This is a genomic window from Bacillus sp. IBL03825 (genome assembly GCF_024712505.1).
Lineage (GTDB): Bacteria > Bacillota > Bacilli > Bacillales > Bacillaceae_G > Bacillus_A > Bacillus_A wiedmannii.
This window is the reverse complement of sequence record NZ_JAMXKE010000001.1, coordinates 925599-950273: the sequence shown is the minus strand read 5'-3', so window position 1 is coordinate 950273 and position 24675 is coordinate 925599. Positions and strand designations below refer to the sequence as shown.

At 36.6% G+C, this 24675-nt stretch carries 21 protein-coding genes and 1 pseudogene; 7 read left to right on the top strand and 15 right to left on the bottom strand.

The window, feature by feature from the left end; genetic code table 11:
• Positions 1-207: 207 nt before the first annotated feature.
• Genes NHG49_RS04925 through NHG49_RS04915 form a run of 3 tightly spaced genes read right to left on the bottom strand, consistent with a single transcriptional unit; the run spans position 208 to position 3459 of the window.
• Positions 208-1176, bottom strand: coding sequence for a tripartite tricarboxylate transporter substrate binding protein (locus tag NHG49_RS04925; protein ID WP_258125586.1), 969 nt, complete (start codon positions 1174-1176; stop codon positions 208-210).
• On the bottom strand, positions 1173-1850 hold the full coding sequence (locus NHG49_RS04920) for a response regulator (RefSeq protein WP_064473743.1): 678 nt from the start codon (positions 1848-1850) through the stop codon (positions 1173-1175). Before NHG49_RS04920 ends, NHG49_RS04925 begins: the two co-directional genes overlap by 4 nt.
• Complete coding sequence (locus tag NHG49_RS04915; protein ID WP_258125585.1) at positions 1822-3459, bottom strand: ATP-binding protein; 1638 nt, start codon at positions 3457-3459, stop codon at positions 1822-1824. The genes NHG49_RS04920 and NHG49_RS04915 overlap by 29 nt, the downstream gene beginning before the upstream one ends.
• Positions 3460-3683: 224 nt before the next feature.
• Here NHG49_RS04915 and NHG49_RS04910 point away from each other — a divergent pair, with 224 nt between their 5' ends.
• Positions 3684-5006, top strand: coding sequence for an MFS transporter (locus NHG49_RS04910; protein WP_064473741.1), 1323 nt, complete (start codon positions 3684-3686; stop codon positions 5004-5006).
• 516 nt (positions 5007-5522) lie between these two features.
• The gene (gene blaIII / locus NHG49_RS04905) at positions 5523-6470 is read left to right on the top strand and encodes a class A beta-lactamase BlaIII (protein WP_064473740.1); all 948 of its coding nucleotides are present in this window, start codon (positions 5523-5525) and stop codon (positions 6468-6470) included.
• A 145-nt stretch (positions 6471-6615) separates the two neighbouring features.
• Here blaIII and NHG49_RS04900 read toward each other — a convergent pair whose 3' ends face one another.
• From NHG49_RS04900 to NHG49_RS04880, 5 genes and pseudogenes are all read right to left on the bottom strand, one after another.
• Positions 6616-6774, bottom strand: coding sequence for a hypothetical protein (locus NHG49_RS04900; RefSeq protein WP_002159080.1), 159 nt, complete (start codon positions 6772-6774; stop codon positions 6616-6618).
• A 601-nt stretch (positions 6775-7375) separates the two neighbouring features.
• Positions 7376-7780 carry a hypothetical protein gene (locus NHG49_RS04895; RefSeq protein WP_064473739.1) on the bottom strand — a complete coding sequence of 135 codons (405 nt, stop codon included), beginning with the start codon at positions 7778-7780 and terminating at the stop codon, positions 7376-7378.
• 259 nt (positions 7781-8039) lie between these two features.
• A complete protein-coding gene (locus tag NHG49_RS04890; protein ID WP_064473738.1) occupies positions 8040-8327 on the bottom strand; it encodes a hypothetical protein in 288 nt (95 codons plus the stop codon).
• A 175-nt stretch (positions 8328-8502) separates the two neighbouring features.
• A complete protein-coding gene (locus NHG49_RS04885) occupies positions 8503-9480 on the bottom strand; it encodes an ornithine cyclodeaminase family protein (protein ID WP_064473737.1) in 978 nt (325 codons plus the stop codon).
• A 26-nt stretch (positions 9481-9506) separates the two neighbouring features.
• Positions 9507-10507: pseudogene (locus tag NHG49_RS04880) on the bottom strand (proline racemase family protein).
• A 137-nt stretch (positions 10508-10644) separates the two neighbouring features.
• Between NHG49_RS04880 and NHG49_RS04875 the strand changes: the two are divergent.
• Entirely contained in the window at positions 10645-10887 is a 243-nt protein-coding gene (locus NHG49_RS04875) for a YflJ family protein (protein ID WP_098275409.1), read from the top strand.
• Positions 10888-11029: 142 nt separating this feature from the next.
• Here the strand turns inward: NHG49_RS04875 and NHG49_RS04870 are convergent, their stop codons facing one another.
• The 3 genes from NHG49_RS04870 to NHG49_RS04860 all read right to left on the bottom strand — a co-directional run bounded on the left by NHG49_RS04870 (position 11030) and on the right by NHG49_RS04860 (position 15135).
• A complete protein-coding gene (locus NHG49_RS04870) occupies positions 11030-11983 on the bottom strand; it encodes a TRM11 family SAM-dependent methyltransferase (RefSeq protein ID WP_064473735.1) in 954 nt (317 codons plus the stop codon).
• A 302-nt stretch (positions 11984-12285) separates the two neighbouring features.
• On the bottom strand, positions 12286-13875 hold the full coding sequence (locus NHG49_RS04865; protein ID WP_064473734.1) for an N-acetylmuramoyl-L-alanine amidase: 1590 nt from the start codon (positions 13873-13875) through the stop codon (positions 12286-12288).
• A gap of 210 nt (positions 13876-14085) precedes the next feature.
• Entirely contained in the window at positions 14086-15135 is a 1050-nt protein-coding gene (locus NHG49_RS04860) for a M42 family metallopeptidase (protein ID WP_064473733.1), read from the bottom strand.
• A 125-nt stretch (positions 15136-15260) separates the two neighbouring features.
• On the opposite strand from NHG49_RS04860, the gene NHG49_RS04855 reads away from it, so the two are divergent.
• Positions 15261-15440 carry a hypothetical protein gene (locus NHG49_RS04855; protein WP_063263308.1) on the top strand — a complete coding sequence of 60 codons (180 nt, stop codon included), beginning with the start codon at positions 15261-15263 and terminating at the stop codon, positions 15438-15440.
• Between the two features lie 21 nt (positions 15441-15461).
• Here NHG49_RS04855 and NHG49_RS04850 read toward each other — a convergent pair whose 3' ends face one another.
• The 3 genes from NHG49_RS04850 to NHG49_RS04840 form a co-directional block, all read right to left on the bottom strand.
• Positions 15462-15788 (bottom strand): nucleoside triphosphate pyrophosphohydrolase, encoded by a 327-nt coding sequence (locus tag NHG49_RS04850; RefSeq protein WP_064473732.1) that lies wholly within the window; start codon positions 15786-15788, stop codon positions 15462-15464.
• Between the two features lie 17 nt (positions 15789-15805).
• Entirely contained in the window at positions 15806-16123 is a 318-nt protein-coding gene (locus tag NHG49_RS04845) for a hypothetical protein (RefSeq protein ID WP_064473731.1), read from the bottom strand.
• A gap of 112 nt (positions 16124-16235) precedes the next feature.
• Entirely contained in the window at positions 16236-17024 is a 789-nt protein-coding gene (locus NHG49_RS04840; protein ID WP_064473730.1) for an enoyl-CoA hydratase, read from the bottom strand.
• 309 nt (positions 17025-17333) lie between these two features.
• Here NHG49_RS04840 and NHG49_RS04835 point away from each other — a divergent pair, with 309 nt between their 5' ends.
• The 3 genes from NHG49_RS04835 (at position 17334) to patB1 (ending at position 21567) form a co-directional block, all read left to right on the top strand.
• Positions 17334-18713, top strand: a complete 1380-nt coding sequence (locus tag NHG49_RS04835; RefSeq protein ID WP_098275412.1) for an O-antigen ligase family protein — start codon at positions 17334-17336, stop codon at positions 18711-18713.
• 223 nt (positions 18714-18936) lie between these two features.
• Positions 18937-20352, top strand: coding sequence for an MBOAT family O-acyltransferase (locus tag NHG49_RS04830; RefSeq protein WP_098275413.1), 1416 nt, complete (start codon positions 18937-18939; stop codon positions 20350-20352).
• A gap of 24 nt (positions 20353-20376) precedes the next feature.
• Positions 20377-21567 (top strand): secondary cell wall polysaccharide O-acetyltransferase PatB1, encoded by a 1191-nt coding sequence (gene patB1 / locus NHG49_RS04825; protein WP_258125583.1) that lies wholly within the window; start codon positions 20377-20379, stop codon positions 21565-21567.
• Between the two features lie 104 nt (positions 21568-21671).
• Here the strand turns inward: patB1 and NHG49_RS04820 are convergent, their stop codons facing one another.
• Entirely contained in the window at positions 21672-24260 is a 2589-nt protein-coding gene (locus tag NHG49_RS04820) for an S-layer homology domain-containing protein (RefSeq protein WP_064473726.1), read from the bottom strand.
• Between the last annotated feature and the right edge of the window lie 415 nt (positions 24261-24675).

Genomic DNA, 24675 nt, shown 5'->3' with positions numbered 1-24675 from the left:
TCACAGAAACTCTATACTTTATGGTTCCACACTTTATAGACTGAAAAATGCCTTTTATATCTTTTAACGACTAATATATTTTTAATCAGTAAGCTAGATTTTATCTATCCCTATCTAGCCTTTTAATGCAATTAGCCTAACACTCTCATCTCTTTTATATTATATAGAAGTAACTACAAAAATAAAGCCTGATTGAATACTTCCCTCTTAAGCCCCTTTTTTCACCATTTCCTCATACCTAAAATCACATTCCTCCAAAAACCCCCTACTCTCCCCACTATCCTTATAATAAGAATTCCAACCCCGCTCCCTCAAAATCCCCTTCCAACTATCACTCTCAACCATCTTCTTAATAATACTATCCCAATAAGCAACCTCTTCCTCCGTCATATCTTTCGGGCCCATAATTCCTTTCCAGTGCTGGAATACAACGTCGATGCCTTGTTCTTTCCACGTTGGGATTTCTGGTAGTCGGTCTAGACGTTTTGGTGCGGATACGGCTAGTATTTTTATTTTGCCGGCTTTGTATTGTTTTTCTGCTTCGGATAGGGTCATGGTTGCGGCGTTTATTTGTTTGTTCGTTAGGGCGTTTATGATTTTTTCTTTGTTTTCGTAGACGAAGAATTGTAGTTCGGCAGGGTTTATGCCGAAGGCTTTGCTTACTTGTACGAATGATAGGTGATCGTCGTTTCCTAGGCCTGGGGCAACGCCGATTTTGAAGTTTTTCTTATCTTGTTTTAGTTGTTCCATTAGTTGTTTTGCGTTTTCTATGTTTGATTCTTTTGAGACGACAACGACTTCCCAGTCTGATGCGAGTGTTGCGAGCGGTGTGAAGTCTTTATATGTTAGTTTACTGTGGCCTAGTAGGTTGTTCGTTATGAGTAAGCTTGAGTTGATCGCGAGTACGTGACCGCCTTTTTGTTTCGTATATTTCCATCCGACGTCACCGCTGCCACCTACTTTGTTTGTGACAGTGATTGGTTTTGTGAAGATTTTTTCTTCCGTCAGTGTTTTTTGCATCGCTCGTGCTGTTAAGTCCCATCCTGCTCCTTGAACGTTTGGTGCAACGATTTCTACTTCTTCTATTTTCACTTTATTCGTGTGGGTTTTCTCTACGGAACAACCAGCTATTACTCCTGTCATGATCCATATACATAGTAATAATCGTTTTTTCATAGTCCTCGTCCTATGCGATATTTTCGTTCTGGTCGTCCGATAATGCCGTATGTGTACTCTACTGTGCATTCGTTTATCGCTACTAAATATTCTAAGTATCTTCTTGCGGTTGTTCTGGAGGCACCCATTTGTTCTCCCATTTCTTCTATTGTAATGCCCGCTTCGAATCCTTTTATAATCCCTTTCACTTTTTGCAATGTTAACGGATCGACACCTGTCGGTAAGTTTTTCATGTCTTGTGTTTGCGAAATGCCGAAGAAGTTATCAATGAGTGTTTGATTCACTTCATTGTTACTATGTAATAATTGTTTCTTTCTTTTATAGTCTTCAATTGTGCGAACGAATTTTTCTAACGTGACCGGTTTTATAAGGTAGTTGCTTACGCCGTTTCGAATTGCTTTTTCTAACATATGGTTTTCATTTGCCGCAGTAACCATAATGACATCAACGTTTGGAAAATCAGCATGGATTTTCGGCAATAAGTCTGTGCCGATTCCGTCTGGTAAATAATTATCTAATAGAAGTAAATCGATTTCTTCCCCTTGTAGTAGTTCCATCGTTTCTTTCGCGTTCAATGCTTTTCCAATCACTTTTACGTCCTTTATTTTTAATAAAAACTCTTCCTGAATTTGCGCGACGCGGAAATCATCTTCTGCAATTGCAACCTTCAACATATGCCCATCCCCCTGTTTGTCTTGTACTTTCTCTCAATGTTTTCGGAAGGTAAATTGTAAAAATAGCTCCCCCGTTTTTCTCGTTTTGAATTTCAATTGTTCCCCCTAGTAGATCTACCATTTCTTTTACGTTTGCTAGTCCGTAACCACGATCATTCCCTTTCGTTGAAAATCCTTTTTGAAAAATGGTCGTAATTTTTTCTGCCGGTATCCCTGTTCCACTATCTATCACTTCAAACACAATGTCGTGCCCAATATCCGTAACAAAGAAAGAAACATTCTTCTCCTCTTGTGTACTCACCGCATCAAACGCATTGTCGATTATATTTCCAAGGATCGTAATAAAGTGTGAAACTTTTATATGGTCTGGTAACGGATTAAGTGTGCTATCTCCTTCAATATAAAAATCAAATTTCTTCTCAGATGCTGTTCCGAGTTTTCCTAATAAAATAGCTTGTACTTTCGCATCGTGAATTTGATGGAATAAAATATGGTTTTGGCTTTGATGAATGTTAGATTCTTGCTGGATAAATTCAATTGCTTCTCTGTAGTGCCCTAACTGCAATAAACCAGATAACACGAAAAGCTTATTTGTAAATTCATGTGTTTGAGCACGTAAATCCTCGGAATACTTTCTTACCTCAGATATTGTGTTAACAAGGTTTTTCAATTCTGTTTTATCTCTAAAACTACATACAACGCCTACTGTACTGTTATTTTCGAGTATTGGTGTCATGTTTAAAATAAACACTTTATCTTGAAACCCGATTTCTTGATCGTTTTCTAGCACTCTCTCCATATTAAATTCCGGTAAAACATTTGAAATGTGCTGCTGCATATAATCATCATTTACATGTAGCATTTCTTCTGCCGACGTATTCATCATCGTAATAAAACCGTTTTGATCGATAGCGATAATTCCTTCTTTTATAGATAGTAGTATCGCACTTCGTTCCCGGTATAACGCCGCAATTTCATTCGGCTCTAAACCAAGTGTATCTTTACGAATACTACGTGCTAAAAGGATGCCACCAACAATGCCAGCTAGTAATACAGCTAAGGAAAAGAGTATAATTTCTTTCGTTCTGCTCAGTATGTTAGATTCGATACCTTTTATTGAAAACTCTACTGTCACAACACCTACTACTTGATCGTAGTCTCCGTTATGAACAATAATGGGTGCCTTCGCCATTAAAGCCGGACCACTTTCACCATTTCCTTCGAGTGTATAATAGCCACCAAAAGTGAGTGCTTCATAGTTATATGGATTGTTACTCTTTGTGCCAATCAACCCCGAATTAGAATGGGAATACATCACCCCAAAGCGATCTTCTATAATGACATAATCTGCGCCAGCTTGCTCACGAACTTGTTCTGCAATAGACTGGATGGTACTTTTATGCTCGTTATTTTGAAAAGCATCTTTTATAGCTGGCATAAAAGAAAGCGACTTCGCTGTTTGCAGTGCTAGCTGCTCCACTTGGCGCTTCGTATCAACGGACTGAATGTAAACAAATATTCCCGCTAATAGGAGAACGACAAATAAAATTAACGCGATAATTAAGCTTACTATTTTCGTTTGTAATGACACTTTGCGTGATTTCTTCATGCCTCATATCCTTTGATAAAATATTCAAAACTATCAATCTCCTTTTTCTATTATTATGACAAAACTAATAATGAAGCAACTATTAAAACTCTCCATGTACATAAAGTACAAAAAGAATAAAATTGTCATAATATTGAGATTTCATTCTATAGACAGTACAATTCAACTACAATAAAAACGCTTTCATATTTTACTTTTATTTCTAAGCAAGAGGAGGAATGATTATGGCTCAAGCAAAATCAAATCGAGTCGCCGGAAATATTTTCAAAGGTTCAGTCGGCAATTTAATTGAATGGTACGACTGGTACGTTTACTCTGCTTTCGCTGTTTACTTCTCAGCAGAGTTCTTTCCTAAAGGAGATCCAACAAGCCAATTACTGAACACAGCCGCTATTTTCGCAGTTGGATTTTTAATGCGCCCTATCGGAAGTTTGCTAATGGGACGTTATGCAGATCGGCACGGACGCCGGGCAGCATTAACGCTTTCTATTACGGTTATGGCCGGTGGTTCTTTAATTATCGCCTGTACACCTAGTTACGAAAGCATCGGTATTATGGCACCAATTATTTTAGTTCTTGCCCGTTTACTTCAAGGATTATCACTCGGCGGAGAGTATGGAACTTCCGCAACATATTTATCTGAAATGGCCAGTAGTGGACGCCGTGGTTTTTATTCAAGCTTCCAATATGTAACGCTCGTTGCTGGACAAATGGTTGCTTTAGGCGTTCAAATTGTTCTTCAGCAATTACTAAGCGAACCAGATATGAAATCTTGGGGATGGCGTATTCCATTCATTATTGGAGCGATGGGCGCAGTAGCTGTATTATGGCTTCGTCGCACGATGGATGAATCGGAACAGTTCGCAAACATAAAATCACAAAAACGCGAAAGCGCAGGAACTGTTCGCGCTCTTATGAAACACCCGAAAGCAGTATTAACAGTAGTCGGCCTAACATTAGGAGGCACTGTCGCATTCTATACGTACACAACATATTTACAAAAGTTCATGGTAAACACAGTCGGTCTTCCGAAAGAAATTGTAAGCTGGATTAACTTTGTCGCACTACTTATTTTCGTCGTACTTCAACCAATTGCGGGGCTACTATCCGATAAAATTGGACGTCGCCCACTATTAATGGCATTCGGTATTCTCGGAACATTACTAACAGCACCAATCTTCTTCTTTATGGAAAAAACAACAGAACCAATCGTAGCATTTTTACTCATGATGGTCGGGCTCATTATCGTTACTGGCTACACTTCCATTAACGCAATTGTAAAAGCAGAACTCTTCCCAACTGAAATTCGCGCACTAGGCGTAGGTTTACCATATGCACTAACCGTTGCGATATTCGGTGGAACAGCCGAGTTCATCGCTTTATGGCTAAAGAGCATCGGAATGGAATCACTATTCTACTTCTACGTAGCTGGATGTATCGCGATAAGCTTTATCACATATTGGCGTATGGATGAGTCATCGAAGACTTCGCAGATTGAGGCGGAGCTTGGTGGTGGGGATACATTAGTTAATAATAAATCTAGCTAAAATGATGTATTCTATAATCTTCGTTTATCTGAAAAAGCATAATTCATTAATATGCAATTTAAAAACCTCTACTTATATGTAGAGGTTTTTGTATGACGAAAAAACACGTTGTTCCATTGTTATTTTACAAATCCCAAATTCTTCCTCATCTTGAAGTGGAACAAATTTATTACTTAGAGTGTCTAATAAGTGTATTTCTAATATGAGTTGTCCAGATTGGATACAACATATCCCGTTTGACATCTATTTTTATGTATTATAAAAAAATGAAAGGACTTATTATTCCCAAAAGTAAAAAACATGTATTGTAATACTTTCACAGGTGAACCATTACAAGTGGAAACAAAAAAGAAATAACGCAAACTGTGACTTATCAATCATATAAACGTTTTGGATGTCCTTTAACCTGTGAAAATTTAGCTGCAGTAGTATTGTTACCCTATGTCATCTTTAATTGCATTGGTATTTAGAATACCTAGACAAAATCCATATATTCTTGAAAGAGGTTGAAAATTTATGTTCGTTTTAAACAAGTTCTTTAACATTTTACATTACAAAAAGATTGTGCCTGTAGTATTACTTTCATGTGTATCACTTATAGGATGTTCCAATAGTAACACTCAATCTGAACCACCTAAACAAACGAATCAAGCTAATCAAATTAAACAAGAAAATACAGGTAACCAATCTTTCGCTAAACTTGAAAAAGAATATGATGCTAAGCTTGGTATTTATGCACTGGACACAGGTACAAATCAAACTGTTGCTTATCATTCAGATGATCGTTTTGCATTTGCATCTACATCTAAATCATTAGCTGTGGGCGCTCTTTTACGCAAGAACTCATTAGAAGCTCTTGATCAAAGGATTACGTATACTCATGAAGATCTTTCTAATTATAATCCAATTACTGAAAAGCATGTTGATACAGGACTGACGTTAAAAGAACTTGCAGATGCTTCTGTTCTATATAGTGACAGCACAGCACATAATTTGATTCTTAAACAGTTAGGGGGGCCCTCTGAATTTGAAAAAATCTTGAGAGAAATGGGAGATATTGTTACTACTTCAGAACGATTTGAACCTGAATTAAATGAAGTGCATCCAGGAGAAACACATGATACCAGCACACCAGAAGCGATAGCTAAGACACTTCAATCATTTACATTAGGAACTGCACTTCCAATAGAAAAACGTGAACTATTAGTAGATTGGATGAAGAGAAATACAACTGGAGATAAATTGATTCGTGCGGGCGTACCAAAAGGATGGGAAGTAGCTGATAAAACAGGCGCGGGATCTTACGGAACAAGAAATGATATCGCAATTATTTGGCCACCAAATAAAAAGCCGATTGTTCTTGCTATACTTTCTAATCATGATAAAGAAGATGCTAAATACGATGATAAACTTATTGCAGACGCAACCAAGGTCGTGTTAAATACCTTAAAAGCTACGGAATAAATGATAATAGATTAAAAGTTTTCTATTTTAGGCGGGTGTTTTCATCAACTAAAAATTTAATAGTGTCCCAAAAACGAAATTTGGTGCTCCCCCTAAAACATCTGGACTGTAATAGCCAATTAAAAAAGTGCAAACAAAACGACCCTTAATCAGTCGTTTTGTTTGCATTTCCTTTTTCTAAAACCACAGAAAAGATAAGTACTATAGTTAACAACATAATAAACCTTACTTCACTTCCGTCACTTACAAAAAATGAATACAAAGTATACATTAAAATTAATATTCCATAAATAATTTTGTGCAATATACTCCCTCCTTTTTGCCGTATATATTTTAGTATAAAAGTTTGATTCAAGTCCTATATCCAAATGAAAATAAAAATCACCTGTGATATACACAAAGTACTTTTCTCTTGTTAATTTATCTATTTCACTATATTTATCTATTTTCTTTTTATAACTCAAACTTCTTCGAATCGTACTTTTCTAGAGTTTGCTGCAATTCATTTTGTTCATATGGAATATGTTGTGATCTGTCTGTACATCTTCAACATTTTCTCCACCTGTTAATAATCTCCTGTACTTAAAAGAGTGCCCCGTTAATACTGTTGTAATCATTTTGTATTGCCCTCCTTTTGTTTGATTACTTGTATCATAAAACAAGTATCTGAAGTTGATATGTAGTCTATCTAGAGTGTATGTAAATTTAAAAAATCTCTAATAAAATGTTTATGTTGTAACGTCACCACCAAAACTAGTGCTTCAAACACCATAATTTGAAGAGACAGTAACCCATATTCTAGCCTCAATTCCTCCTACAGTTCTATATTCAGTAAAACTAGTTAATCCCTATAATATAAAAAGAGCACCACTTTTTGGATGCTCTTCGTTATAACTATATATTATTTAATTTCCTTCTTTTGTTGGTACCATTTTTCCTTCTTGAGAGTCTGTACCCTCTGTTCTTTCAACAGTTTTTGCATGTCCTGGTTTTTCAGGGGCTCCCATTTCAAATCCAGATTGAGAATCTGTACCTTCTTTTGTTGGTACCATTTTTCCTTCTTGAGAACCTGTACCTTCTGTTCTTTCAACAGTTTTTGCGTCTCCTTTAGGAGTTGCTGGCACTGCATCTTTAGGTAAATCAAAGTCTTGTGAGAAAGACGTTGTTCCATCTGCACTCTGGGTAATTACTTGATTTGAACTACCTTCATTTGATTTTAAATTGTCCATTTTCGCATCATCTGCACCCACTGTACCTCCCGCTACCAATCCTGTACTTAAAAGTGCTCCTGCTAATAATGTTTTAATCATTTTTCATTACCTCCTGTTTATTTGTAATATTCATCAAAAAAGTATCTAGAGTTAATGTTTTAGTCATTATCTTTATCTACTTGCTTTTTGATTACATTTAGCATAAGACAAGAATCTATAGTTGATATGGACTGTATCTGGAGATTATGTAAAGAAAAATAGATGATCAATTGTATATCCTAATGGATGCTTAGACAAGATTGAAACTTTATATGAGTTTGAACAATTGAGTTCCCCTTTGTTTTTGGGTGTGAGGTTTTTAGCTGGCGTGAAGTGAGGGACTAACCTTTTCTAAAATAGCAGCTGCAGAAGCAACCTCAAATTTCGGAGACTGGTACCCTGTAAATTTTTCATATTCACATAAAAAAGCATAAAGCACATTAAAACAACACTCAAAAACACCTGTTGCTAATACATTAAACATATTTCTATCCATAAATAGAGCTTGCTTAGCATCCCTTATATTTATATTACCTCTTACATCAATAACACTACTCCCTATACTTCTCACTAAGTTGTGTCCAATATTTAGTACCCCAGCTGCCATTCACAGTACAATATCCGTTATCCGCAATCCTTACACATCACATTTGAAATGCATACACGCATCATAAACAAAAAGAACACCACAATCTCAACACACTTTCATGTACAAAAATATATAAGTCGCCAAATAAAGGAACTTATCCCCAAAATAAAAGACCACCAAAAGGCAGTCTCCCTCAAAACTCAATCCTATTCCCCACCCCACGCTCCACTGCTTTCTCATACAAATACTTCGCAACGATAATGTCTACTACCGCCAAACCAACTGATTTAAAAACGGTAATCTCTTCATCTTTTTCGCGGCCGGCTTTTTCTCCGCTTATGATTTGTCCGAGTTCGGCGTGGATGTCGCTTGCTTTGAATAAACCTTCTCGCACTGGAACTTGAAGATCACCTGTTTCTTCTAGTGCTGCTTCTTTTGATTCGACTACTACTTTATTTGCGCCCGCGATGGCGTGAGATGGTAGTTCTTGCATGTTCGGTTTGAATGAGCCGACGGCGTTTATGTGGACGCCTTTTTGTAGTTTTTCTGAGAAGACTGGTGTGGATGCGTTCGTAGTTGTGACGATAATGTCTGCTTCGCTTATTGCTTCGTTTGCATTTGTGTGAACATAAGCAGGTTTATTGAATTTCTCTTGTATATATTGCGAGAATGCATACGCTTTTTCTTCTGTTCGATTGTATAAAATGACTTTTTCGATATCTCTCACCGCAAATACTGCTTCGGCAATTCCCTTCGCCTGTTCGCCTGTCCCGATTATGCATAAAGTTTTTGCGTTATGACGAGCTAAATGTTTTGTCGCTACTCCTGATAGGGCCCCTGTTCGGATCATCGTTAAGTAGGATCCTTCTAAAAGTGCGAGCGGTTCTCCCGTTTGAAAGTCAGATAGCATAACAATCCCGTTTATCGTTTTCTTTCCTATCTTTTTGTTCTCAGGGACTACTGTTACTACTTTTAAGCCAAGCGCCTCAAGTCCTTCCGCTACTGAAGGCATAATTAATGCCGTATTTTTCTCGTTCGCAAATGGTAATGAGCCGCGAATTGGCGTGATTGTTCTTTCTGCGGAAAATTCTTTTAAAGCAAGCGCCGCGTATTCAATGGCTTCGTTCATATTTACTAAGTTTCGTTGTTCGTTCGCGCTTATGACTAGCATATTTGTTCATCTCCCCCTTCTATCTTCTATCCTAACAAAAATCCCCGGTTCAAATCATCTCTCGGGTCTACAACGAACTGATGAAATCCTGTAATAAATGCATGCCCTGTTACTTTTGGAACGACAGCTTCATATGTATCTACTGCGGTTACCGACAATACTTCCCCCTCGAATTTCCCGTCAGTAATGCATTCATGGACGAAAATCTCTCCCTTTTGTAAGGCTTCTCTTTCAAAAAGAGTTGCGATTCTTGCGGAAGTTCCTGTACCGCAAGGAGAACGGTCCACTTGCCCATCAGCGAAGATCGTTACATTTAAGTTGCGTCTTCCCCTTTCGGTTCATCTGAGAAAATAACGCCATATATTCCTTTTAACCCTTCTTCAAGTGGGTGCTTTACTTCCATTTGGCTCTCGATGTAGCGCTTAATTTTACCGCCCCACATTTGAATAGCAGCTAAGTCTTTGAAATCAACTTTCAAACCAAATTCTTTACTATCCACGACAGCATAAAAGGCTCCGCCAAACGCGATATCTACCTGAAATTCATAGTCATCTATTTTAATAGGAACGTCTTTTTTGTATACAAATGAAGGGACATTTTCAAATGATACGGACTCTACTTCGCTCCCGTTATATGTTGCATACGCAATCACTTCCCCAGCAGGGCTATCAATAATGAACTTTTGTTTCTCACCTGTCACTTCAAACATACCCGTTTCAATTCCGACTGTAATAACAGCGATAATGCCGTGCCCACACATCGTACTCCAGCCTTCATTGTGCATAAATAATACGCCAAAATCAGCATGAACACTCGCAGGCGGAGTAATGATACAACCGTACATACCGTGATGTCCTCTCGGTTCATACATAAGAACTTCGCGAAGATGATCCAAATGTTCCATACAATATGCGCGTCTTTCTAGCTGCGTTTCTCCTTTTATTTCTGGCACTCCGCCTGTAATAATTCGAAGCGGTTCCCCAGCTACATGAGCATCAATCGTCGTGTACACTTTACTAACCTTCATTTCTATCTCTCCCCTATATGTTGATACTATTTTCATTGCAAATATCATGCCAATATATAGGGTATAAATTTGTATACATTGTGTAAAAAAGCATACACTACTGTCTATTTTTTTATACACGGTCCGGAAACTATTTTATGGAACACCTTGATACAACTAGGCTTATTATTTTCAATGGAAAGTTACTTCCCCCCCCAACATATACTGTTCAAAAGCAAAAAGGAAGTGATCCAATGTATTACGGAACGAAAGGCTGGTACGTAGCTGAATTAAAAAAATTAGGCGTGCGCTATCTTGAAGGACGAAAACTAGAAAGTTACCGCGGGCACGTCTTACGCAATTTATTACTTGCACAACAAGAGAAATTAAAAGAACAGTAATATACTAATGTAACGATATCGACGATTCGACATAGGATATCGACTTACCGACAAATTCCGCTAATTCATCTATCTACACTACCAACCAATCACACATCAATATCAAACAAAAAAGGTCACCTAAACGGGTGACCTTCCTTTCTTATTCACAAACAAGAATTTGTCTAGTAAATGATCCTTTTCTTGTAACACAGCGATCTGTAATTTCGAATCCTGCTTCATGGATCATGTCGTCCATTGTTTCCATCGTGACAACGACTACCTTTTTAGCGATGCGGCGCGCACTTGAAAGAATGGAGAACTGGTCTTCTGGTGTTGCATGCGTAAATAAGTCGTACGGCATATCGATAATGGCAACGTCGTAGTTCTCAGTAATTTCCTCGATTGGACCTATTGTTACTGTTCCTTCAAATCCGAAATGTGCGATGTTTTTTCTCGTTCCAAGAACTACCAGTGGATTAATATCTCTACCAACGATGTTAATCCCCATAGAAAGTGCTTCTACTACTACTGTTCCAATACCGCAGCACGGGTCAATTGCTCGTACTCCCTCTGGATTTGGTACAGCAATATTTGCAACTGATCTCGCAACACGTGTGCTAAGAGATGTCGAATAACTATGCGGTTTTTTTATGTGATGATACCAAACTGGTTCACTTTCTACATAGTGTCCGAAGTACCAGCGTCCTCCAAGAGGAACAATCCCAAATACACGCTCTGGATTACGAACATCTGCTTCTCCTTCAATATGCATACCGAGGTCGCGTTCAATGAGACGTCTTTCCCCATATTCAATTTTATTTTCTTTACCAAGATCATTGATTTTAACGAAGATAACTTTAAATGACGCCCCCGCCAAATCAATTTGTTCTACTTGTTTTAAAATACTTTCTAAGTCGTCTCCTTCATACATAACCTCAACGCGCTCTTTAATAAACGCACTTCTACTCGGGGCAATTTTGACATCACTTTTCAAAATATTAACGTGAGACTCCGTTCCAAAGAACGAGCGCATTTCCAAGTAACATAAAGCACGCTCCTCTTCGCGAAATGCATACGTATATATACATGCAGGTGTTGTACTATGATTACTCAATCTATTATCATCCTTTATCGTTTAAAATTATTATGATTACAATTATTCGAATATCTTTTTTACGTAAAATTAAATGATATCACATGCCGGAAATAAAGAGAAACGTTAATAAAGTGAAACTTTAATCAGTGGGGGTTTTCTTCATCCGCCACTGATTATTAGTTGAACCAATCGGACTTTAATGGGCAGTTGATCCCCCACCTAAATTCTTTGCTTTCGCTGAATTTTAAGGTGGGGGTCTTACTGCCCATTAAAGCGGGATAAATAAAAGAGACTGCCTATTGGCAATCTCTTTTGATTTATTAACGGAAAGAAGATACGCTATTACCCTTTGCTTCGTAATAATCTAAAATACCTTGATAAATCGCTTCCGCTGCAGCTTGTCTCTGTTTTGGTGTAGCAATTTTATCTGCATCACTTTTGTTATCTACAAATGCTAATTCTGTTAATACAGCTGGCATTGTATTTTCTCTAATTACATATAGATCACCTTTTTTCACACCACGGTCTGTTGTTCCAAGTGCTACTACAAGACGGTCTTGAATTTTTTTTGCTAATAACTTACTGTCTTCTACATATGGATTCGTTGATCTTGTCGGTGCTGCTGCATAATAGAATGTTTCTGTACCGTGCCCTTTTTTATCATCCGTACCGTTACCATGAATACTTACAAAAATATCTCCGTTATGTTCCTGTGCAAATTCTACACGTTTCTTTAATGAATCAGGACCACTTGTTCCTGGACGTGTATTATCTGTACGAGTGAACATCACAGTAAATGGTGCCTTTTGCTCAAATATTTTCTGTAATCGTAATGATACATCTAATACAGTTTCACTTTCTTTCTCATAATAACCAGGATTACCCGAGTCAATTCCACCGTGACCTGGATCAATAATAATTGCTTTACCTTCTAAGAAGTTATCTTGTTTTACTGGGTTTAATTGATTTTTATCAACCCACTGGAAACCAGCGCCTACGCGGATACGAATCCAGCTGCCACTCTCTTCCATAATCGTTACTGTTTGTGCATTATATGTACCTAGCACTTTAGAACTATGTGAAGCTGTTTCATATGCAGTAAAGTCTTGGTTAATTGTTTCTGTTTTTTCTTGTAAAGGTGTCCACTTCTCGCCTTTACTTGTTACAATTTTCAACCAGCCGTCTGCTCTTTGCTCTTTCACTTCAACCATTTGTGGCTTATGCTGAACGTCAGTAATACCAGATGATAATGATGGTTGATGATATGTAATAAAGTTTCTGTTCATATACATTCTTTTTGATGTATTTGTTTTATCTTTATCGGCCTTCGCAATGAACTGAGCTGCTTCTGCACGAGTTACAGTTCCTTCAGGATTCCAGCCATTTCCCGTACCATTAGAAATCTCTAAAGCTACTAAAATATTAGCTTGCTTCTTACCCCAATGAGGTTCCAAATCTTTAAACTGTGTTGGAAGTTCTCCAATAATCTTCTTATCTAATGAGTACGCTTGTACTAACATAGATGCCATAGATGCACGGTTCATTTTGCCGAATGGATTGAAATTACCAGTACCATCTCCATTAATTGCACCTGCTTTTTCCACTGCAGCAATGTACGGCGCTGCCCAATGGCTCTGTGCGTCTTTAAAAGATGGTTTTGCTTTTGGATCAATCGGTAAACCAAGAACGACTGCTATGATTTTTGCAGCTGATCCTCTATCTACTGCTTCAGATGGAGAAAACGTTCCATCTGGCTTTCCATCAAGCGCTTTTTTTTCTACTAAATAATTAACTGATTCTTGCGCCCATGTAGGAACATCTGAAAACTTCTTCGCTGCTGCGAAACTACTTACTGGAGACGATAATAAACTTGCGGCTAAAATACCTGCCGCGACTGCACGATACTTCATAAAAAATAATACTCCTCTCAACAATCATCTTTTAATAACGCGTAATCTTAATATATAAATCTCGATAAATCCGAACAAAAAAAATTAATGCGCCTCTATCATTTTATAATACTCGAATTATGTAGTAAACCTACTTTCTTAATATTGTAAAATAAAGTCGATTTCTCTACCAACAAAAAATAGGCTACTAGAGGTAGCCTATTTCTTTTCTTATTCTGCAATCATCTCTGATAATACATATGCATAAACAAGTGCTTCTGTATGTGCAATCGAACTTTCATGTGTACGCTCAAATGCATGAGAAGAATCAATACCCGCTCCAATTAATGCATGTTTCACATCAAATCCAGCGTGAATCGCAGCTGATGCATCCGATCCGTAGTACGGATAAATATCTACTTTATATTCGATATTGTTCGTTTTTGCAAGCTCTACTAAATGTTTACGCAGTGCATAATGATACGGACCACTAGAGTCTTTTGCACAAATAGATACAGTATATTCGTCAGATGCTTGTCCATCACCTAACGCTCCCATATCAACCGCTAAATACTCAACCGTTTCTTCTGGAATGTTAGAGTTACCACCGTATCCAATCTCTTCATTATTAGAAATTAAGAAATGAGTTGTATATGGTAATGTTACGTTTTCATCTTGTAATCTCTTAATTAATTTTAATAAAATCGCAACACTTACTTTGTCATCTAAATGACGTGATTTTATGTATCCACTCTCTGTAATTTGAACGCGCGGGTCAAATGAAACGAAATCTCCTACTTCAATTCCTAATTCGCGTACTTCATCAGCTGAAAAGACACGCTCATCAATACGAACCTCAATATTTTTCTCGTCTCGTTTCGCTTCACCTGCATCTTTATATACATGCACAGATGTTTGATGCATTAAAATCGTTCCTGTATACGTCTTACCGCTTGATGTTTCAATTTCGCAATATTCTCCTTCTACAGAGTTCCAGCGAAATCCGCCAATCATAGAAAGACTTAGACGACCGTCAGGCTTAATTTCTTTCACCATCGCACCTAACGTATCAACGTGTGCCGTTAATAAACGGTGCTGTGCATCATTTTTCCCTTTTACCGTTAAAATAAGAGCGCCTTTATTGTTACGCTTCGTTTCTACATTCCACTCACTTACATAGTTTTCAATAAAACGAATGATTTTCTCTGTATTTCCAGATGGACTTGGAATAGAGACAAGCTCCTTAATAAGTTCCATCGTTTCTTTCGTATGATGTGCCATTGTCGTTCCCTCCTCATTTTCTCTATTATTTAGTATACCGAATTTACTATAAATCCTCTACTCATATAGCTTAATTTTCTAAATTGCGGTAAAATTCTTTTTAGTATACAAAAGGAGTTATAAATATGAATATATCAAAAAAATATATACACATTGCACTCATTTGGTTTTTAGCATCATTATTTTGTTTACAAGTTTCTTATGCCGTTCACACTACTACTTCTATTACAATTGGCTGGGTATTAACAGCTATCTTCTTCATTATTAGTTTAATTGCAACAAAAAAGCATAGCGTTACTCACTAACGCTATGCTTTCCCTACGAAACTATTCTTCTGAAACATCCAACAAATAAATGCCTCTTTCAAATCCACCGCGCTCTATTTCTTTTTTCTTACGAAGACGTTCTATATCTTCAATTGTTGCACCTTCTGCACGCGCTAATGAAATGATCACTTCCAGTGCATCCGCAAGAGAATCTAGCGCATGTTCACGCTCTTTCATAGAAGCAAATTCACGAATTTCTTCCGTTCCAATTTTCGCTAAAGCTTGTATGTATGCTTGTCCTGTTAATTTTTGTGCTGTATATGTTTTTCCAGACATCAAAATCTTCTCTGGAACACGATCTCTTACTAACTTGTTATATGCTGACATCATTCATCCTCCTATGTTTAATAACATCCGAGCTCTGCTTTATAGAAAAACCATTTTTTCTTCACGCACGCACTAAGCATATCAATTCCTGACCCATGTGCCCTTACGTGAGGAAAGAAATAGTGCTCTAATTCTTCTTCCTTACCATATAGAGTTTCGTACTCAACTGGAATTGCTTCTTTTTTCACATTTTTTTCTTTCGTCACTTCGCCAGAAAACGCAACGCTTGGATGCCCTTCAAAAAACAATGCAGTTCGCACAGCCATAGATGGTGTACTATGCAAAGCATAATATGCTATTACAATCATGCCGATAACACCGATAATTTTCTTCATATATTACTCCTAAAAAAAAGTGCTAACACAATTATACTAAAATGTGTTAGCACTTTCTCCCCTTTACCTTAAATTAACCGGCAGTAAAACTACCATTAATTCAAATTTCACTTTATTCCCCTTTAAATGCAGGCAAACGTTTTTCTAAAAATGCAGCAATGCCTTCTTTATGATCCGCTGTTTGTCTCATCGCATATTGGCCGCGCTTTTCAAGTTGCAGCGTTTGTTCTAAATTGGAGCGATTTACTTCACATAAAATTTGCTTCGTTTGAATCATCGCTTTAATCGGCTTTTGTGACCATTCACTAATTTTTTGCTTCACAGCCGTTTGGAAATCCTCGCCGATTACTTCATCAATTAAACCGATATCAAGCGCTTCTGTTGCTGATAATTTCTTTCCTTCCCAAATAATTTGCTTCGTCATATTTTCACCGACGCGCTTTTGAAGGAAGAAATGGCCACCACCATCTGGAATTAAAGCGATTCCAATAAAGTTCATCGCAATAACGGATGATATATCTGCCATCACATAGTCAGCTGTTAACGCAATACTTAACCCAAGACCAGCAGTTGGTCCATGAATCGCACTAATAACAAGCTTCGGCATCGTATATAAAGCCACAACAACTTCAGAAATGGTATTCATAATGCCATCAAACTTGCTTTCATCATTACTTGAAAGCATCGATTTAATATCTCCACCCGCAGAAAAACCACGGCCGTTTCCGCATAACACAACAATGTGTGCAGAACTCTCCGCTACTTCTTTCAATTTTTGTAATAACTCTTTTAATGTTGGCTCATCTAATGCATTTAACACCTCTGGGCGATTGACCATAACCGTTGCAACGTGCCCCTCATATTTCACAATGACAGATTCTGTTTTACTTGTTACTTCCATTATATATACCCCTCTTTTCTACATAAAGATTATACTTATATAATTATAGAAAGGTGGTGAAAAACCCTTCTTTTTTTCTCAATTTTCTGTCTAATAATCTCGTAATTTGTATATGATCTTGTATAAAACATACAATTCCGTTGAAAAATATAGAAATTAAAGTCGGTTTATCACCTCTCTTCATCTATTTACCATTACAATGAAATGGTGTATTCTTAAGTCTGATATAAAAATTAAATATAGAAATTCATTCTCCTTCCTATTTATATAGAGGTTCTGAAATAAAGGAATGAAGAAATGGAGGAACATATGGTTACTAAGTTCAAACAGACGGATAACTACTTCCCGCATTTCCTACTGCTATTCATTGTGTTGCAACCAATTTTAGATTTATTAACGTCTTTTTCAATCTATGTATTACACATGAGTGCAACAGTCGGAATCGTAGTCCGTTTCGCCTTTATGCTTCTTGCATTAGGTTATCTACTTCTTCATCATAAACAACAAGGCGCGAAAAAGTATATTCTTTATTTATGTCTATTTGGCATTGTACTCGCAATTGGCCTTGTGAATAATTTAATGGTCAAATCTCCAGTTTCATTTGGAGAAGAAGTGAAATTTATTTTGAAAAGTGTATATCCAATAGTACTACTGTTTGGATATATTATCGCACTAAAAGAATTAAAAAATAACGACTACGCGTTTCATAAAATCATTACGTATTTCTTATATGCAACGTTAATTTTAAGTATTTCAATTATCGCGGCTATGGCAACTGGTACAGATTTCCCAAGCTATCCGAACTCAAAGATCGGTTCAAGAGGATGGTTCTTTGCTGGAAATGATTTAAGTTCCATTTTTGCAATTATGTTCCCAATCGTTGTCTTATACTCAGTTCATAAAACAACTTCTTTCTCAAAAGCTTATTACTGGATTCCAACTGTAGTTGCAATGTATGCAAGCATTATGATCGGAACGAAAGTAGGCTATGGTGCCATCGTTATTACACTTGGTATCGCCCTGTTCTTCTTATTCATTGAATATATGATACATCGTAAAAAAGAAGGAAAAGGATTCACATATCTTGTAAATACAGTTGTTGCTGCTGTCGTATTAGGAGGGTTACTCGTACTTACACCGCAAACTCCTATCGCAAAAAACATGACCATCCATTTACAAATATATGAATACAAAAAATCAGTACAAGAAGAAAAAGACAGAAAAGAAGGAAAAGTAGTTACAGAAGAAGAACATAAGCAAGGCGAACTAACAGACTCTGAAATGAAAAGTTTAATTTACAGTGATCGCGACAAGTTTTTAAAAGTATATAAACAATACTATAAAGAAGCACCACTATCTCAAAAACTATTTGGAATGGGGTACGCTGGTAACTACACAACGAAAATGAAGTTAGTCGAAATGGATTTCCACGACCTATTCTTCGCATTCGGAATTGTTGGATTCCTTATGTACTTATTGCCTCTTCTTTATTTCGGTATAAAAATATTCATTCGCATCATCACAAACTTCAAGAGACTATTTAGCGTAAAACATATGCTACTAGCTAGCACACTCGTCTTATCGCTCGGTATCGGCTTTATGTCTGGACACGTATTAACAGCACCAGCCGTTAGCATTTTCTTTGTTGTGATACTCGCTTACTTAATTGTTGATTTAGAAATAGAATAGAAAGAAGCAGCATCCATCTGGATGCTGCTTCTTTCTATTCCAACCCTTTACCGCCTCTAGCATTCAAAGTGCTAATTCTTTCTACTACAGTAATAGAATAATTATTTTAATCGAATTATTAACATGATAAAATATTAAAGGCACTATTATATAAAAGAATATATAATAGATATGTCGGTTTTTTTTGCACGAAATGTATTTCGAAAAAAGTGAGGAGAGTCCTTTGGTATTTAGTAGTTCGATTTTCTTATTTATCTTTTTACCTCTCGTATTATTTCTCTATTTTATAGTGCGTGCCGAGCTACGTAATTTCGTATTGCTTGCATTTAGTTTAATTTTCTATGCATGGGGCGAACCACGTTTCGTTCTTTTAATGCTCTTTTCCATCGTATTAAACTACTGCTTTGGCCTACTCGTGCATCATTATGATAAACGAAAAAATATGAAAGTCACATTTTTAATTATGGCTGTGGTCGGAAATATTTTATTACTGTCTTATTTTAAATATATTTCATTTTTCACAGACATTTTAAACAAATCATTGCATTTATCTATTCATGTGGAACCTATTCCACTACCAATCGGAATTTCATTTTATACATTCCAAGCGATGTCCTATGTCATCGATATATACCGTAAAGATGGGGATGTTCAAAAAAATCCACTTAACTTAGCGCTATATATATCTATTTTCCCTCAGCTTATTGCCGGACCAATTGTTCGTTACAATATCGTCGCTGAGCAAATTAAAACGCGCATCCATTCTTTTGAACGATTCACAGAAGGTATTCAAATTTTCGTTCTCGGACTAGCAAAAAAAATATTAATCGCCAACCAAGTAGGATTTGTCGCCGATAAAATATTTGCCTTACCACCATCTGAAATAAGTGTTGGAACGGCATGGATTGGTATTATCGCCTACACCCTCCAAATTTATTTCGATTTCTCAGGGTACTCTGATATGGCAATCGGACTTGGAAAAATGTTCGGATTTGATTTCCCGAAAAACTTCAACTACCCATACATCTCTAAATCTATTTCAGAGTTTTGGAGAAGATGGCATATTACACTTGGATCTTGGTTCCGCGATTACATATATATCCCGCTCGGCGGAAACCGTGTTTCAAAACTAGCGAATTATCGTAACCTCTTCATCGTATGGGGATTAACTGGTTTATGGCACGGGGCGAGCTGGACATTTATCGCCTGGGGCTTATATTACGGCTTTATTATTTCAATTGAAAAAGCTGGATTCGAAAAAATATTAAACAAACTATGGAAACCGCTGCAACATGCATACGTATTAATAATCGTTATGATTGGCTGGGTCTTCTTCCGAGCTGACAACTTCGCTTACTCGTTCCAATACTTAAAAGCGATGTTCGGCATAGGAGGACAATCTTTCATCGATGACAATACAATGTTATACGTACATGAATACATTATCGTATTTCTCATTGCCTTTATCGCAGCGACACCAATTTTAAAACGAATGAAAAACATATTAGAACTTGCGCCAAAAACGTATATGTTCACGATGCAATTTGTACGTCCTATATTATTACTAACATTATTTATGATTTCGGTTATGTACTTGATTAACTCAACATATAATCCATTTATTTATTTCAGGTTTTAACTTATGTAGGAAGGAAAAGTTATTATGAAAAAATTGGGGAACCTCATCCTGTTAATTGGTTTTCTCACCATTATCTTTTCATTTGGCATATTATCGTTACTCAAACCAGACCGAGACATTTCACCAGTTGAAAATCGGCCGCTCGCTCAAAAACCAGCACTGACGAAAGAAGCTCTCCTAACTGGTAGCTTCTTTAAAGATTTTGAAACATACACAAATGATCAACTAATCGGACGAGATGAATTTATTAAAAACTATACAATTGCCCAAATTAATATGGGCAAATCTCTCATTAACGACATTATTTTGACTGATGATAAATGGCTCCTTAAAAATCCAGCGTGGACGAAAAAGTATAATGAAATTGATCAATCCATGCCCGCTATAAACGACTTATCTCATTTTTCAAAAGAACAAAACGTCGAGTTTTACTTTGCTTTACCACCGTCAAAAACGAATGCATTATCATTTAAATTACCTTCTCATATTCACACTTATGCACAGGACAATTTAAATTACTTTCTGAAAAAACTTCCAGCTGACGTAAAGCCAATAAAACTGATGGAACACTATAAACAGAACTATACGAACGAAGAAATACAGGACATGTATTTCAAAACAGATCATCATTGGAATATGGACGGTGCCTTCTTAGGCTACCAATATATAATGAACACAATCGGGCAACAATCTTCTATATATAAAGGAAAAGAAATAAAAAAAGAAGACTACAATCGTACATGTGCGCAAAATAAACATTTAGTCGGAAGCTTCAACAACCAACTATACCAACTCATCGATGCAACTCGTGAAAAATTGTGCTACTACACACCGAAAGGCGGTTTCAACTTCACAAGCGTAACCGCAAAAGATGTGAAAGGTACTATTCATCAAAACTTAGATGACATATACGGCGTAGAAAAACAAAAAGATATAACATCATACGCAGGTTATTACACGGACGACTATCCAGAAATCGTCATCGAAAATAACAATGCACCAAATGAAGTACGCGCCTTAGTCCTAAAAGACTCATTCGCAAACGCAATCGTGCCACACTTAGCACAAAACTTCAAACACACATCTATCCTCGACCTGCGTCACTATCACGAAAAAGATGTATATCAATACATGAAAGACAACAATATTAACATGGTATTGTTCGTGTATAGTGATTCAAATTTGAGTGGGGATATGTTTAAGTTTAAGCAATAAAAGAAGCCTCTTGTAATTTTTACAAGAGGCTTCTTTTCGATATTTATGAAAAAAAATCAGCGGGGATGAATCCCCACTGATTTTTCATTTTATCTATAATCAACTTATAGATTTGGGTTGTTAAGCACGTTCACGTGTACAGCTTGTGAACCGATTTCGCTTGTTAGAACATCTTTCTCACCTAATACTTTGAATACTAATGTACCTTTGTCAGTGTACTTAGTAGTTAAAGTATTGTAGATGTCTGCACTGAAGTTTGGAAGTGCAGAATCACTTGTTTGAGATACTGTTACATGACCAAGCTCTTGATCGAATAAATCGAAGTGAGCATTGCCATTTGTATCAAGGTAAAGTTTACCTTGGTCGTCACCAGATTTCACAACGCGTACTTTATGTTGTGTATCTTTCGTTAAGTTAATACCTTTTACGATATCATCTTGGTTACTCTTCTCAAGTTCTAATACAGTACCGATATTAATTTTCTTCTCAACGAAGTTTTCTGTTTGAACTGGTTTGAAGTTTACAGATTTAATAGCGATCTTCTCTTGAACGATTTCAACTGTTGCTTTACCAGCAGTTGCACCATTTTTCGTTAAGTGGATATCAACTTTACCTGGTTTTAAACCTTTAACAACAACTTTATTTCCAACAATTTTAGCTTCAGCTACAGCTGGATTTTTAGATTCAACTACATAACCTTCTAAGTTTTCAGGATCAGAGTATACGCGATCTGAAGTGTACTTAGATAATTGATATGCAACTGTGTTAGAAACATTTAGGTCAAGTTTTGTATCAGGTGATTGGCCGTATTGACCTACTTTAGATACAAGTTCGAAGTTTTTGAATGCAACGTTACCTTCTGTTACGTTCACATATAATGAACCTAGAGTTTCACCGTTAGCATTTTGGAAGTGAACTGTACCTTCTCCTACTTCGTTACCTGTAACACCAATAGTTTTTGTACCAATTGAACCAGAGTCAGTCGTTACTACTTCTAATCCACCTTCTGCAACTACACCAGTTTTTGGAAGAACTTCTTTAATTGCAGCTACGTTAGCACCAAATGGATCGCCATATTGGTCAGTTGTTACGAATGTAACAGGTAATGTTTTATTTTGAACAACTTGTAATTTATCTGGGTTAGCTTTTACTGATTTTAATGTACGAGAATCAGTCGTTACTTTAAATTTAACATCTTTTGTAACGTCGCCTACTTTAATAGTAAGTGTAGCTTCACCAGCAGCTTCAGCCGTAATATAGTTGTTTACTACAGAAATAATACCGTGGTTTGAAGATTTAATGCTGATTGAGTTTGGATCAACAACTTTATCTTCTCCAGCAATTGTAGCAACTACGTTATGAATTTGTGCTTTTTCACCAACAACTAAGTTTTGGCTATTTAGCTTAAAGTCTTTTCCAGTAAGTTTATTACCGTATACTACACCGTTTTTATCTGCATCTACCGCAAATACAGTGTTTTTAATTGCAGAAGCTGGTGTATCAAGGTTTTTCACTGTAATAATACCAGTGTTAGAAACTGTTAAACCACCACGTTTTGTAACTTGTACTTCTACTTTATAGTCACCGTGTGAAAGACCAACACCAAGTTTACCTGTAGAAGAAGTAGAGTTTCCACCCTCAAAGATGTTTGCTGGTGAACCGTCTAAGTTATTTGCTACAAATTTGACGTCATGGTTTGCTAAGTTTAAGTACTCAACATCAGCGTTACCTTTTTCTTCGTTTAATTTGAAGGCAACTGCTTGACCAGCACGATCATCATCAAATGTAAGTTTTTCAACTGCTAATTTTTTCACTTCGTATACGAATTTCGTTACGAATGATTGATTTTTCACTTTTACAGTAAGATCTTTATTTGGAGCTACTTTACCACCAAGTGTTACAACTGCAGAAGTACCGTCAGCACTTGCTTCGATTGCAACAGCTTTGTCTCCTTCAAGAGTTACATCATCAGCAGCAAGCTTATCTAAACCAGTTCCTGTTAATGTTAATTTCGCTGGTTCAGAAATTTTCACATCAGTTACATATGCTTGTGCATTATCTTTTTTGCCATATTTTTTATCTGCTACTGCGATAAATTTAGCTGCTTCTGCACGAGATACAGATTTATTTGGCTCCCATTTGTTTCCGCCTGTTCCTTCAGAAAGTCCAAGATTGATTAGGATGTTTGCTTTTTCTTCACCCCAATGATCTAATAAATCTTCAAATTTTGTAACTAACTCGCCGTTAACTTTATCTTTTAAGTTATAAGCACCTACTATCATAGAAGCGAAAGAAGCACGGTCAATCTTTTTATCTGGAGAGAAGTTTTCTTTACCATCACCTCTAACAACACCCGCTTTTTCAACAGCTGCAATGTATTTAGAAGCCCAATGATTTTTAGCATCTTTGAAAGATGGTTGTGCACCCTCTTCAACTTTTAAACCTAATGTAATTGCCATAATTTTCGCAGCAGAAGCACGATCAATTTCTTCAGCTGGAGCGTATGTACCATCTGGCTTACCTTCGATTGCACCTTTATCTACTAAGTAATTGATAGAATCTAATCCCCAATGACCAGCTGGAACGTCTGGGAATGATTTACCTGCTGCTGCTACTGGAGATACAACACCTGCTACCATTGCTGCTGTCATTGTACCTGCGATTACTTTTTTGTAAGAGTTAGTCTTTGCCATTTTATAAATTTCCTCCTTCAGGAATATGCTACTAGTTTCATATCATATTAAATTTGAAACTAGCTAGTTAGAAAAACCATAAAACAATAAAAACACAAACAAAAATACTATAATGAAAAGTAGTTCACATAATAAAATGATACAAACCGCTAGATGTAAATATAAGGTTTAAATACCATTTTCTGAAACAAGTTCATCATACTATACAAAAACATTCGTTATCAAGAACTTTCTCAAAAGAAGATTCGACATATTCTGATATTTCAGTCTTTTAATCGTATCATTATTATATTAATAATACTCAAATATAGAAATGAACAAACTGTTTTCCTATAAACCACCCTCACTGCGCTTCGTATATTTTTCATATCGAATACACAATTGGAATTATAGCATATATTTCCACTTCATCACT